This window comes from Citrobacter arsenatis, from assembly GCF_004353845.1.
Taxonomy (GTDB): Bacteria; Pseudomonadota; Gammaproteobacteria; order Enterobacterales; family Enterobacteriaceae; genus Citrobacter; species Citrobacter arsenatis.
Window position 1 is genome coordinate 2,516,374 of sequence record NZ_CP037864.1, and the last position, 13,492, is coordinate 2,529,865.

15 protein-coding genes are annotated in these 13,492 nt (G+C 46.1%); 5 read left to right on the forward strand and 10 right to left on the reverse strand.

Annotation, left to right across the window (positions count from 1 at the left end; genetic code table 11):
- The 3 genes from E1B03_RS13170 to E1B03_RS13180 all read left to right on the forward strand — a co-directional run bounded on the left by E1B03_RS13170 (position 1) and on the right by E1B03_RS13180 (position 3,213).
- Complete coding sequence (locus E1B03_RS13170) at positions 1–528, forward strand: GNAT family N-acetyltransferase (protein WP_133086357.1); 528 nt, start codon at positions 1–3, stop codon at positions 526–528.
- A gap of 106 nt (positions 529–634) precedes the next feature.
- Entirely contained in the window at positions 635–2,086 is a 1,452-nt protein-coding gene (locus tag E1B03_RS13175) for a tagaturonate reductase (protein WP_103769948.1), read from the forward strand.
- A 212-nt stretch (positions 2,087–2,298) separates the two neighbouring features.
- Positions 2,299–3,213 carry a bestrophin family protein gene (locus tag E1B03_RS13180; RefSeq protein ID WP_103769947.1) on the forward strand — a complete coding sequence of 305 codons (915 nt, stop codon included), beginning with the start codon at positions 2,299–2,301 and terminating at the stop codon, positions 3,211–3,213.
- On the opposite strand, the gene E1B03_RS13185 is transcribed toward E1B03_RS13180, so the two are convergent.
- Positions 3,210–3,587 carry a GFA family protein gene (locus E1B03_RS13185; RefSeq protein WP_133086358.1) on the reverse strand — a complete coding sequence of 126 codons (378 nt, stop codon included), beginning with the start codon at positions 3,585–3,587 and terminating at the stop codon, positions 3,210–3,212. The two genes, E1B03_RS13180 and E1B03_RS13185, sit on opposite strands and share 4 nt — an antisense overlap.
- 131 nt (positions 3,588–3,718) lie before the next feature.
- Positions 3,719–4,477 (reverse strand): trans-aconitate 2-methyltransferase, encoded by a 759-nt coding sequence (gene tam / locus E1B03_RS13190; RefSeq protein WP_103769945.1) that lies wholly within the window; start codon positions 4,475–4,477, stop codon positions 3,719–3,721.
- Between the two features lie 109 nt (positions 4,478–4,586).
- On the opposite strand from tam, the gene E1B03_RS13195 reads away from it, so the two are divergent.
- Positions 4,587–5,108 (forward strand): GNAT family N-acetyltransferase, encoded by a 522-nt coding sequence (locus tag E1B03_RS13195; RefSeq protein ID WP_103770278.1) that lies wholly within the window; start codon positions 4,587–4,589, stop codon positions 5,106–5,108.
- Here E1B03_RS13195 and E1B03_RS13200 read toward each other — a convergent pair whose 3' ends face one another.
- The 5 genes from E1B03_RS13200 to E1B03_RS13220 all read right to left on the reverse strand — a co-directional run bounded on the left by E1B03_RS13200 (position 5,109) and on the right by E1B03_RS13220 (position 9,497).
- Positions 5,109–5,954, reverse strand: a complete 846-nt coding sequence (locus tag E1B03_RS13200; RefSeq protein ID WP_133086359.1) for a DMT family transporter — start codon at positions 5,952–5,954, stop codon at positions 5,109–5,111.
- 53 nt (positions 5,955–6,007) lie between these two features.
- Positions 6,008–6,250 carry a hypothetical protein gene (locus tag E1B03_RS13205; RefSeq protein WP_246044158.1) on the reverse strand — a complete coding sequence of 81 codons (243 nt, stop codon included), beginning with the start codon at positions 6,248–6,250 and terminating at the stop codon, positions 6,008–6,010.
- 375 nt (positions 6,251–6,625) lie between these two features.
- Entirely contained in the window at positions 6,626–7,108 is a 483-nt protein-coding gene (locus E1B03_RS13210) for a GNAT family N-acetyltransferase (protein ID WP_103770575.1), read from the reverse strand.
- Positions 7,096–7,362: a type II toxin-antitoxin system TacA family antitoxin gene (locus E1B03_RS13215; RefSeq protein WP_103770576.1), complete on the reverse strand. Its 267-nt coding sequence runs from the start codon at positions 7,360–7,362 to the stop codon at positions 7,096–7,098. Before E1B03_RS13215 ends, E1B03_RS13210 begins: the two co-directional genes overlap by 13 nt.
- Positions 7,363–7,514: 152 nt before the next feature.
- Positions 7,515–9,497: an alkyl/aryl-sulfatase gene (locus E1B03_RS13220; protein WP_133086360.1), complete on the reverse strand. Its 1,983-nt coding sequence runs from the start codon at positions 9,495–9,497 to the stop codon at positions 7,515–7,517.
- 243 nt (positions 9,498–9,740) lie between these two features.
- Here E1B03_RS13220 and E1B03_RS13225 point away from each other — a divergent pair, with 243 nt between their 5' ends.
- On the forward strand, positions 9,741–10,127 hold the full coding sequence (locus E1B03_RS13225; RefSeq protein ID WP_103770578.1) for a hypothetical protein: 387 nt from the start codon (positions 9,741–9,743) through the stop codon (positions 10,125–10,127).
- A 62-nt stretch (positions 10,128–10,189) separates the two neighbouring features.
- On the opposite strand, the gene E1B03_RS13230 is transcribed toward E1B03_RS13225, so the two are convergent.
- From E1B03_RS13230 to E1B03_RS13240, 3 genes are all read right to left on the reverse strand, one after another.
- Positions 10,190–10,807, reverse strand: a complete 618-nt coding sequence (locus E1B03_RS13230; protein WP_103770579.1) for an outer membrane beta-barrel protein — start codon at positions 10,805–10,807, stop codon at positions 10,190–10,192.
- A gap of 109 nt (positions 10,808–10,916) precedes the next feature.
- The gene (locus E1B03_RS13235; RefSeq protein WP_133086361.1) at positions 10,917–11,546 is read right to left on the reverse strand and encodes a winged helix-turn-helix transcriptional regulator; all 630 of its coding nucleotides are present in this window, start codon (positions 11,544–11,546) and stop codon (positions 10,917–10,919) included.
- 220 nt (positions 11,547–11,766) lie between these two features.
- A complete protein-coding gene (locus tag E1B03_RS13240; protein ID WP_133086362.1) occupies positions 11,767–12,954 on the reverse strand; it encodes an OmpP1/FadL family transporter in 1,188 nt (395 codons plus the stop codon).
- Positions 12,955–13,492 lie beyond the last annotated feature (538 nt).

Sequence of the window (13,492 nt, forward strand, 5' to 3'; positions counted from 1 at the left end):
ATGGCTTCCTGCAAAACCTGCTTTGTGCTGAGTGCGGCACAGATTCTGTCGAGAATCGACGAGCTCAGCGATATCCTTGAAACATGCGTCAATAACGGCGCTTCTGTCAGCTTTATGCTGCCTTTTACGGGTGATAAATCACGGCCTTTCTGGATGAGCGTTGCGCAAAGTGTCGAACGTGGAGAAAGGATTGTTCTGGGTATGCAGAACGCGCAGGGAGTGATTGTCGGTACCGTTCAGCTCATTATCGAACAACCTGAAAACCAGCCTCACCGTGCGGATGTCGCCAAACTGCTGGTACACCCCTCAGCGCGGCGCGGTGGGGTTGCCCGCGAGTTAATGAATGAACTTGAAAATTGTGCGCGCCAGCAAGGTAAAACGCTGCTGGTACTTGATACGGCAACTGGCAGTGGCGCGGAGTTGTTCTACCACAATTGCGGATGGCAAAAAGTAGGGGTGGTACCCGGCTATGCAAAAATGCCTGACGGGACGCTGACCGGGACCACACTTTTCTATAAAACGCTCTAATTTGTTGCCGGGGATTGATCAAAACAGGGTTTCAATGTATTAAAGTTTGCTAACCTATTGGACCAATTCAATCAGGTTGTATGACTAATCAAGAAGGGAACCCATTGTGCAAACACTAAATCGTCGCGATTTCCCCGGTGCTCAGTATCCTGAACGCATTATTCAGTTTGGTGAAGGAAACTTCCTGCGCGCCTTTGTTGACTGGCAGGTTGATCTGCTGAACGAACATACCGATCTGAACGCTGGTGTGGTCATTGTTCGTCCTATCGAAAGTACCTTCCCGCCATCGCTGAGTACGCAGGATGGTCTCTATACCACCATTATTCGTGGTTTGAATGAGAAGGGCGAAGCCGTAAGCGATGCCCGTTTAATTCGTTCAGTTAACCGCGAAATCAGCGTCTATAGCGAATATGATGAGTTCCTGAAGCTGGCGCATAACCCGGACATGCGTTTTGTGTTTTCCAACACCACTGAAGCTGGCATCAGCTATCACGCAGGCGACAAGTTTGAGGATGCACCGGCGGTGAGTTATCCGGCCAAACTGACCCGTCTGCTGTTCGAACGCTTCAGCCATTTTAAGGGGGCGTCGGATAAAGGCTGGATTATCATCCCTTGCGAACTGATTGATTACAATGGTGATGCGCTACGTGAACTGGTACTGCGATACGCTCAGGAGTGGGCGTTGCCGCAAGCATTTATTCAGTGGCTGGATCAAGCCAACGCATTTTGCTCTACGCTGGTGGACCGCATTGTTACCGGTTATCCGCGTGACGAAGTGGCACAACTTGAAGCTGAACTGGGCTATCACGATGCCTTTCTCGATACCGCAGAACACTTCTATCTGTTTGTCATTCAGGGACCTAAATCATTAGCCGCCGAACTGCGTCTGGATAAATATCCGCTCAATGTTCTGATTGTTGATGACATCAAACCGTACAAAGAACGGAAAGTGGCGATTCTTAACGGCGCTCACACTGCACTGGTTCCCGTTGCCTGGCAGGCCGGTCTGGACACGGTTGGTGAGGCGATGAATGACGCAGAGATTTGCGCCTTCGTTGAAAAAGCTATTTATGAAGAGATCATTCCGGTACTGGATTTACCACGCGATGAGCTGGCATCTTTCGCCAGCGCGGTGACCGGTCGTTTCTGCAATCCGTACATCAAGCATCAACTACTGTCGATTGCCCTGAACGGCATGACTAAATTCCGTACCCGTATATTGCCGCAGCTGCTGGCAGGGCAACAGGCCAGCGGCAAGTTGCCGGCGCGTCTGACGTTTGCGCTTGCCGCATTGATTGCGTTCTACCGTGGAGAGCGTAACGGTGAAGCATATCCGGTCCAGGATGACGCACACTGGATGACGCGTTACCAACAGCTGTGGTCCCAGCATCATGACCGCCAGATAAGCACCGAAGATTTGGTTAAATCGGTACTGGGCGTAAAAGAACACTGGGAACAGGATCTGACTCAGGTTTCCGGCCTGGTGGAGCAGGTGTCTGCCGATCTGGATGCCATTCTGGCAAAAGGCATGCGTGAAGCTGTTAAGCCACTGTGTTAATTCTTCAACCCGGCTCAGGCCGGGTTTTTTATAAAACAAGCATTAGTTACAACATACTATTACTCTTTTTTTAAACATGCAGCCAGTCTGTCACTCTGGTGCGGAGAAGGTTCCAGCAGGGCAAAGTTGTTTAGTTAATGTTGCGATTAACTTGCAACATTGATCGCTATCGCGTCTAATGTGACGGATTTCACATTTTTCCGAAGATAACCATGATCGTTCGCCCCCAACAACACTGGCTACGCCTGATATTCGTCTGGCATGGCTCAGTATTATCTAAAATCTTTTCACGTCTGCTGCTGAACTTCCTGCTCTCCATCGCCGTTATTATCATGCTTCCATGGTATACGATGCTGGGCATCAAATTTACCCTGGCACCGTTCAGCATCCTCGGCGTAGCGATTGCTATCTTTTTAGGCTTTCGCAATAACGCCTGTTATTCACGTTACGTTGAGGCCCGACACCTGTGGGGGCAGTTGATGATTGCTTCCCGATCGCTGCTGCGTGAGGTAAAAACCACCTTGCCGGACGACGCCGAACTGGGGCAGTTTGTTCGTTTGCAAATCGCGTTTGCCCACTGTTTACGTATGACTTTACGTCGAAAGCCGCAGGCAGAGCCGTTGGCGAAGTACCTCAACGAGAAGGATCTGCAGACGGTATTTGCCTCACAATCTCCGGCAAACCGCATTTTGCTGCTGATGGGGGAGTGGTTGGCAGTGCACAGGCGTAATGGACAACTATCCGACATATTATTTCATAGTTTAAACAATAGGTTAAATGATATGTCTGCGGTGCTGGCAGGTTGTGAGCGGATTGCGAATACCCCGGTTCCGTTTGCTTATACTTTGATTCTTCACCGCACGGTATACCTGTTTTGTATCATGCTGCCATTCGCCTTAGTGGTGGATCTGCACTACATGACACCATTCATTTCAGTGCTTATTTCCTATACTTTTATTTCACTCGACACGCTTGCAGAAGAGCTTGAAGATCCGTTTGGCACAGAGAATAACGACCTGCCGCTGGATGCAATTTGCAATGCAATCGAAATCGATTTGCTACAAATGAATGATGAAACAAATGTGCCAGCAAAACACATGCCGGATAAGCATTACCAACTTACTTAGCGACGGTCGTTTTGCCACCATGCCGGCTGCATGTCGGAGAAAGAATGAAACTCTGGTGCCAGGTCTTCATCGTGAGGATCGTCGAAAGCCCCGGCTAAAAGGGCAATTACCGGGGCGTCATCAATGGCGCCCACGGAACTTCCGCACTGAGGGCAAAAGGCCCGACTGGTCGTTTCAGATGAGCGCCAGGTTGTCGGTTTTCCGGCTTTACCCGTCCATTCTACATTTTCAGCATTAAACTCAATCCAGACGACGGTCGGAGCACCCGTATGTTTCTGACAGATATCGCAGGAGCAGGTATGGGAATTATTAGGACTGCGGGCAGCAAAGCGGATTGAACCACACAGACAGCCACCAATGTAGACTTTAGACATAACAACTCCCGTCAGAAACACGTGGCAAAACACTAGCAGATGGCTGGCATTGCCACTAGATCCTTATGATAAAAAGGCGAGGGCGCGCATAGACGATAGTTCATTCCTGTGATCTGTCTGATGATAAATGCTTAACTATTGCGTCTGGCAACGATAAACATTCGCGGAAAAGCCAGTAAAATTTTGCCGTTTTCCTGAAGTGGATACTGTTCCTGAAGAAGTTCATGGTAGCGCGCCAGGTACTGACGTTGCTCGCTTTCGCTCAAATCCTGCAACCAAGGACGCAGACCCGTAGAACTCACCCAATCGATAATCGCCTGATGAGAATCCATAATGTGATAATACGTTGTGCGCCAGATATCCACCTCACAACCTGTTTCGGTCAAAATATCGTAATAAGCATGTATGCCAGGAAGTGGAGCTCGGCCCCGGTCGGGGTAACCCTGTTCATAAGCCACTTCGCGCATCAGAACATGCGTGGGTTCCAGCCAGTTATCCGGCATTTGCACGGCCAAAACGCCGTTGTGCCCCAGTAGCGACACCAGATTTGGGAACAATTCATAGTGATCGGGTATCCATTGTAACGATGCATTGGCATAAAGCAGATCCACGGGATGTTCGACCTGGAACTGACTGATATCCGCTTCAATAAAGTGGCATTTGGGTAATACGGTACGTGCTTCATTCAGCATGGCGGGTGAGGTATCAACCCCGGTTATTACAGCCGATGGCCAGCGTTTGTGCAGTAATGCCGTACTGTTTCCCGGACCACAACCTAGATCGACCACTGAACGGACACTCTCTAACGCGACTCTGCTGAGTAATTCTGCTGCGGGTCTTGAACGTTCAGTTTCATATTGCAGATAAAGTGAAGGGTTCCAGTCGGCCATGAACGAATCTCCAGTATGAGAGAAAAAGGGGGAAAGGGTTGTATAAATCCTTGCCGATGAGCCATTTCTTTTAGAAGATTATATGAAAATGAACGATAAGGGCAGAAATATGCTGGAAACATCGAGACTGATTTTACGCCAGTGGGAAGCTAAAGACAGAACCCCATTTGCCGCGCTAAATGCCGATCCTGACGTAATGCGTTTTTTTCCGGCACAGCTGCAACAAACGGAAAGCGACAACCTGGCTGCAAGATTCCAGGAAGGCATTGCAGTACGCGGCTGGGGATTCTGGGCCGTTGAACTTAAGAAAACACACCAGTTTGTGGGGTGTGTAGGCTTACATCCACAACCTGATAAATTTCACTTTTCACCCTGTACCGAAATAGGCTGGCGTCTTGCTAAAGACTACTGGCACCAGGGGCTGGCATTGGAAGCCGCCGAGGCATGCCTGACGTTTGCTTTCGGGGAATTGGCATTAAGTGAGGTAGTTTCATTTACTTCTGTGCTAAACAAACCGTCGGAAGGCTTGATGATACGGCTGGGCATGAATAAAACTGAAGAGTTCCTGCATCCCGCGTTACCGTCTGATCATCGGCTAGCACAACATGTTCTGTACCGTCTTTGCCGATAATTAGTCAGACTGTTTTGAGCCTTTTCTCATATCAGAAAAAATAACTAAGCCTATTCCAGCTAAAATAATAACGCTTGCAAGAAGGATCCTGGCGGTGAGCGTTTCACCCAATAACACGATCCCGCCAAGCGTGGCGAGACAAGGAACGCTGAGCTGGATGGTACTGGCCGTCGTGGCTTTGAGCAACGGAAGAAGCGAGTACCAAAGCAGATAAGCGCCTCCCGATGTTAGTGCGCCTGATAATACTCCCAGCATTATTCCGTTTATATCAATGTGAAGATGGGTATGAAAGATGAGGGGAATAATCAGTGCAACCGGGACCGTCAGGATGAAATTACCACTCGTTGAGGCTACGGCATGCGTGATTTTTTTCCCTGCGATACTGTACATCGCCCAGGCAACACCGGAAATAATCATCATGACTGAGGCATACAAGGAAGGCCGCTCAGCACCAGGAAGTAGCAATATCGCTATTCCAACCAATGCTCCCAGAATCCCTGTTATTTTTAATATTACGAGTTTTTCTTTCTGAACTAATCCCCATACCGTCATGACGAGCTGAACGGTACCAAAGAGCAGCAGGGCGCCGGTGCCGGTATTGAGCGAAACATAGGCAACGGAGAATGAGAAAACATAAATGCAAAGTAGCAGGGCGTTTAACCATCTAAACTCTATTTTTTTACTCTCAGATGCTATCGTGATGAATAAATAAAGGGCAATCGCACCACTGATTAACCTGAGACTGCTAAAAGAAATGGCATCGGCATGCATATCCTTAAGTGCGATTCGGCAAAGCACTGAATTTCCAGCAAATGCGATCATTGCGATAACGATTTTGATGAGCAAGTTAGCGTCCTCAATCTAATACAACAGTCAGTGCCGGTGCAGGTGTTCAGGTTTCAAAAACAGGTGTTTTGATCGATGTATTTACCCACATCTACGACGCTGTTCGTTTCAGGATCGACATTGAGAACCACAAAACGCGTTTGCGGACAAAATTGCTCAGCACTTTTCTTGCTGCATTCAGTTTGCAGCCATCGATGTTGACCATAATCGGTGACAACCGTATTGAGATTGCTATATTCGTTGCATACAAAACCTTTTTCAGTCGCTCTTTGTCTCGCTTTGGTTGTGGTCATCATTCTGTTAGGACGTTCTCTGGCTTATGGAAATAGTGCTGTATGGGGTGGTGTTATCAAAATGATTGTGTTGATTATGCTTGTTATCGCCGCCGTACCTGTGGGCGTTTTTTTATTTTCTATTCTGGGGACTTATCTGTATGAAATGACGTAAGAAATGGACTGTGTTGCTAAAATAGTTAGGTCGCGGCGCTTTAAACAACGGTTCGACATCATTACTGAGCAGTACAAGGACTACCATAAAATCTTAGATTCTTCCTCATTCCATCTTGGTGCGCATAATGTATATTATGTTAAATACGTTTTGGGAGCGTATTCAGTAAAACCTCATGTGGATTACGGTACTCGGTCCCCTACGCTGGTTAGCCGAATAGTCAATCATGAAAGCCGAAGGAACAGAGTTCGTTCCTGCAGTTGAGATGCTTTGAAACCGTGGTGAATATAGAAGCGTTTAGCCTCATCAGTGAGTGCATGCACCATAACGGCACGCACGCCAATATTATCCGCCACTTTGTAACACCGCAGCACCGCATCGTGAAGCAGATCGGCCCCTAACCCTTTTCCGCGAACAGAAAGATCTACCGCCAATCTGGCAAGGATAATTACGGGGATTGGATCTGGCATGTTACGTCGAAGATTGCCTGTTGCTTCTGTATGGTTGACGCTGCCGGTGGCCAGTGAATAAAAACCAGCCACTTGTCGTGTGTTTGTCTTGCAGACAACAAACGTCCGGGCAGCGCCGAGAGCCTGGTTTTTCAGCCCTTTTTGTTTTAACCAATCATCGAGAACAATTTCTCCGCTGACAAATTCTGCCAATTGATGCAAATGTGTTAGCGGCTCAGGCGCAGTTACAAATCCCACTGTGGTTTCCTTGCCAGTAACTTTCTGATGGCCGGTTCTTCGGCAACCGGAGCATCAAGCATCTCGATAAACTCAGCGTATTGTTCATCATTAAAATTAAAGACTCGGCGATCGAGAATTACGTTCTCTGCCGCCTGACAGGCCATTTCCAGAATAAAGTCTGTACGCGATTTGTGTAGAATCTCTGCGGCCGCATCAATAAGCGCTCGTTGGGATTCTTTAGCTCTAAGGTTGAGCTGAACATCTGATTTCATCATTAAACCTCTTGTATAGCATTTGCTTTACAAGCATACCATAAGGCTTCAGTATAGCAACTGCTATACAGTCAGATTCAACTCAGCGCTCTGATAAGTAACAATAAAAAACCCGCCAGGGTTGACGGGTTTTGACATGCTCGTAACGACAATTAAGGCGTTACGATGTTAAACCAGAAATCAAAGCTGTCTAAATATCCGAGGAACTCATCAAGCTTGGCGTGATTGCCGATAATCTGTACGTCACCCTTCTCTTCCGCCTGTTTCAGCGATTCTTCCTTGAGGATAATTTTGTTCAGCGTAGTTCGGTTTAGCGTAATGGAGGCATCAGCATTGCTGGCCTGTGTACCTGCGCTATGGTTAAGAACCCCGTTTTCCAGTTCAAGTTTATATTTACCGCCGTCAGCGCCTAAATCGACGTTGAACACCGCCTGTGCGTTAGCCGCTTTTTCACCGTTAATGTGTACCGCGAGATAATCAAAGAACATCTCTGGCGACATGGCTTTAACGGTATCCGGGCTGGCGGTATTTGGCGTTGCGCCTTTTACCACGCCGTTACGCAATTCTTGCGCGCCAGTCAGATAAAAATTACGCCACGGACCTGACTCAGCCTGGTAACCCATCTGCTCCAGAGCATCGGCTTCAAGATTGCGGGCGTCTTTATTGTTCGGATCCGCAAAGACGATATTGTTAGTCACCTGCGCCACCCAACGGTAATTCCCCTGGGCATAATCCGCTTTTGCTTTTTGCATGATGGCATCAGCACCGCCCATATAATCAACGTATTTCTTCGCGGCATCGATGGGCGGTAATTCATTCAGCGTTGCCGGGTTACCGTTGAACCAACCGAGGTAAAACACATAAGTTGCTTTTACATCATGGCTAACGGAACCATAGTATCCACGGCTGGCCCAGGATTTTTCAAGGCCAGACGGCAGTTTGAAGTTAGCGGCGATTTCGTCACGAGTCAGTCCCTGATTAGCCATACGCAAAGTCTGATCGTTGATGTAACGGTACATATCGCGCTGGCTCTTCATTAACTTCACAACATTTTCATTACCCCATGTTGGCCAGTGATGCTGAGCAATAATAATGTCCGCCTTGCCACCCCAGCGGGCAATAACGTCATTGATATATTTTGACCAGGCCAGCGGGTCGCGGATCTTCGCGCCGCGCAGCGAATAGGTGTTATGCAACGTGTGGGTTACATCTTCCGCGGCCTCGATCATTCCCTTCTCTTCCACATACCACAGCATTTCAGACGGTGCTTCCGAACCCGGTGCCATCATGAAGTCATAGGTTAGCCCGTCGATGACTTCTTTCTGTCCGGTGTGGGTAATGTAATTCGTGGGTTCGATCAGCGTTACCGTACCGGCTGAGGTTGTGGTACCCAGGCCCGCGCCGACCTGACCTTTTGCGTCAGGTTTCAACAGATTGCCATACATATAACTGGCCCGTCGACTCATGGCGTTGCCCGCCATAATATTTTCAGATACGGCTTCCTTCATAAATCCAGCTGGTGCATATACCTTTACTTTACCGGATTTGACATCAGCTTCATCAACGACACCGCGTACACCACCGTAGTGGTCAACATGGCTGTGCGTATAAATGACGGCAACAACGGGTCTTTTACCGCGATTTTTATAATATAGGTCCATACCGACTTTTGCCGTTTCCGCTGACACCAGTGGATCAATGACCGTAATCCCCTCCTTCCCTTCCATAATGGTCATATTCGAGAGATCCAGATTACGGATTTGATATACACCATCGGTAACCTGGAACAAACCACCAATATTGATCAACTGCGACTGACGCCACAAGCTTGGATTAACCGTAGCGGGGGCTTTTTCGCCCTCCTTTATAAAAGCATATTGCTGCGGATCCCAGATGATATTTCCCTGTTTCCCTTTAATGAGCTCGGTGGGAAGCGGAGCAATAAATCCCTTATGTGCATTTGCGAAATCGGTTTTATCAGTGAATGGCAGTTGGCCGTATAAGGCATCATTCATGCTTTTGGTTTGGACAGTAGCATCTTTTGCCCCGTCCTGTGCGATTGCAGGAAGTGACATTAATGATGTTGAACAGACACCGGCTAAAGCCAGATAACTTACTAGTTTATTTGGTTTCATAAATCCTCGGCTAATAATAAATTTTTAAGCAGGACTAGCGCTGCTTTATTGATTATTGGTAAGCATCTGTGATGCTACATTTATCAGGATGATGTGATTGAATACTGAAAGATTAACACAGACTAATGAGACAATATCGTTAAATAATGTTTAATTATAAATTTTTATTTAAACAATTTATCCGTAGACAATGGGTTGTTTAAAAAGATAATGACTGACTCCCATATTCTTAGGTCAATAAATATGCGTGCACTCTATCTACTTCTCATTATTGGTACCCTTTCTGGTTGTAGTTCTTCGCCGCCTGAAAAAGTTACTAAAATTAATAAAATGGTCATTCCTGTTGTTCAGGATAAGTCATCATCAACGTTGAACAGTAATTCGAGGTCCTTATCGTTATACCAAGAAAATCAACTGCAAATTGAAATCATCGCTAATTCACTAAAAAGTGATTATCTTCATGATGTTAAGCGTAATGAGATGTTTGATGTTCATAGCCAGGCATTCCAGGTGTATGCTTCATTATCAAAGCTTGAGCAAATGCAGCAGATGAACAATTTTTATTATAAAGAGCATAATCAAACAGGACTGTTAAGCATCAATCAGTCGGTTAATTCTCTTATCGAATAATAAAAAGCCTCCTCAGATATTAATGAGGAGGCTTTTTATATGGGCTATTTGATTAACTCAGATTATTCATGCTGGCCAAAACGATAGGAAAGACCTGCCGTTACAGAACTGACATCGCTGGATGCGCCAATCTGATTTTCGTTGCCGACATTACTAACCCATTGATATTCAAGACGCCCTGCCCAGTTTTTATTAAAGGCATATTCCGTACCTACCGCAACTACCGGGCGAACACCTGTATCAAAACGATTATTCCCTTTGATATCAGACTCTGCGCGATATCCCATTGCACCTGCCCGGCCATATACATCCCAGGCATCATTCAGGCCATAACTTGCTTTTAGCGTCAGTTGCAGTCCCTGACTTTTCATTTGCGAACCGGATGCGCCATTTTTACCATTGAACTGCATATTACCTAAATAATCATAGCCACCTTCAACGGCGAGCCATGGGGTAATTTGATAACCGGTAAATACACCACCACCGACATTATCTCCATCAGTCCCAACATTCCCGAACTGTTCACCATGGTCATTGCTCTGTTGAGTGGTGCTGGAATCAAAATAGTGTGACCAGCCAAATTTACCACCAGCATACCAGGTTCCGACATCTGCCGCGGCAAAAGCAGTTGTGGCAGTGAAAGCGTTAGCAATAATAAGTGTAATAAGCGTCTTTTTCATATTTTTCCTATCGTGGACATCTAGCTATGATTGATACATATAACGTGTCGCTACAATAGGATATTTGAGTTGCGGTGATAATTGTTTTTTAATTTATTTTTGGATTTGTTTAAAATCGCTCAGGTAATTTATTAATAGTAGTAAGGTATCCCCCACGTTCGAAATCAATATAATTACCCTTTTTTAACGCGGAAACAACATTTAAAACACTGCTGCGCGATAAGTGGGTGCGATCCTGAATGTAATCCAAAATAGAGACGCGTTTGCGAGTCTCTTCCGGTAACAAAATCATCTCCTCAAGATGATTGCGTATTACGGAATAGGTACGCTGTTGTACCACTAAATCATCACGATAAAAGAGATAGCCCGTATGATATGAAAGCACCGCCGCCGCATCTTCCCACAAACCTTGCTGGTGAAAGAGCTCTCGGGCTTTATCGGCATCAACGCGTAATATGATTGACTCAGCTTCCGCGCGTAATAAATGGCCATGCACCGGCTGGATCATCTCGGCAATACCAAACAAATGAGGCTCATATACCGTCACAATCAACAGGCCGTCAGAAGAACGTAAAATGGACAGTTCTCCTTGTAGGAAAAGATAGAGCTGAGGCTTATTCTTGTATTTCCACATGATACGACGCCGAGGTACAACCTTAAGTTTTTCTGCAATGGGTTCAAGCACTTGAATTAAACGTTGTATGCTTTGCTCTGGACGTACTGGGGGTGAAATTTGCATGATCAACCTGTATTCTTTTGATTGTGATAACGATATGATTCTCTGTATCTTCCATGAAGATAGTACAGAATTATATTAAATCCATAAGTTAATCAATAATAAAAGTTAAACAAGTATTTGATATAGGGCCACCAGCATACGGTTACGGTGCAGGACAGATAGATGTTTTGCGATGGTGACTATTAACAAATTATAAAATTACGCATCAATAATAAAGATACTAAAACTGATAGCTGTAGTTAACGCTGGCAAACCAAAGCCACGGTTTTTTATACTCACCAGCATAGATATCAGACTTAACTCTGGATGACTGCATATGCAAATACTCAATGGCAACGCCGATATTACTGGCTGGAGTAATCTGGTACTGCGCTCCGGTGGCAAATCGCCATTCATCCCCGGTTGGTAACGAAAGTGCGACATCACTTTGTGTTTTGTAGGGGGAACTGTCGAATGCGACCCCGGCATTAATACGCCACTGTTCATCGGGACGATACTGCACGCCAAGCGCCGTATGCCATGTATCTTTCAGCCGATTAGCACGTTCGTCAGGATGACCATTAATTGTAATCTGAGGGCTACCAAACTGACTCCAGTCCTGCCAGCCAAGATCGCCCATTACTGACCAGCGTCGGTTGACGTCGTGAACCAGGCTAAACATTATCTGTTGTGGCGCGCGGACTTGTGCAGAGATCGGTAGGTCATATCCAATATTGGGTAGATTTGGGAAACGCGCTGTCCCGTCAATATTGAAATGATAATCAGTCTTGCTGGTCCAGGTTAGGCCCGCCCGGGTCTGGTCAGTTAAATCCATCAATAAGCCAAGGCGGTAATTCATCGCCCAATCATGATCGTTTTGTTTCTCATCATGACCGTCTACATTTCTTTTTAATGACAGAAACCCGTAGTTTAACCCCGCAGCAGCACCAACCGACACCTTGTCACTTAGCTTCCATGCAACCCCGGGGCTCAGCGTCATCGCAACCATGGTACTTTGCTTAATCAACCTATCCCCGGCCCAGTTACCAAAATCGATACCCAATCCATAGTTGCCATATAGTCCCAGCCCGGCTGAAACGGTATCGCTCAGTCGTTGTGTATAAAACATACTGGCATTGGGAAACAGCGTCATTACGTTACCGGGACTTTGCCTGCCGTCAACGCTATTGTTCAGGGTATAGGGAATATCTCCGCCCATCGCTTGCCCCCCTCCGGTGATCATATGGTCAGGCAAACGGGTCATTCCCGCTGGGTTTGTTAACAGCGTTGAGGCATCCTGAGCGCGAGCGGCCTGACCTGCGCCAGCCAGCGCCGTGTCCTCAGTTCCGACCTCATAAAAATAGAGCGCACTGGCGTGACCGAAAGCTGAAAAGAGTATCCCGGAGAGAAGAATTATATTTTTTTTCATTGCATTACCTGTTTGGAGGGGCGTTCTTTACTAAGCGGAGGACCGGCTATCACATTGTATTGTTTTATGCTAATAGCATAATCAGGCACCAGGAATGATGTCGCGTTAATTTTTATCCAATATTAAATTTTAAATATCAGCCCCACATAATCTTAAATTCAGGCTTAATGAGAACTCTTCTTAATAAGCAATTTGACATAAATTCTAATGTAAAGAAATGAAAATTTAATCTTTTCATAAAAAAGTATGAGTGAAGTCGCCAACGGAAAAACCATAGTTATGATCATCACATAAATGTCATCTGAGTTTTAAAAAACCTACACATTCTCTGCTTGAGAAGACCTCGTCTTCTCAAAACCGCGCGTCCGGAACATGCCTTTTATTTCAATAAGGTATGATGGGCTTTAACCATTAAAGCCTGATATATAAGCGAGGTGAATATCTTATTGTGCTAACTAAATTTCAGGAGAATAACTCTAACCAGGTATGGATGTTTTTGGCATTTAAAATATGGAATTTAATCATGTAATAACAATCA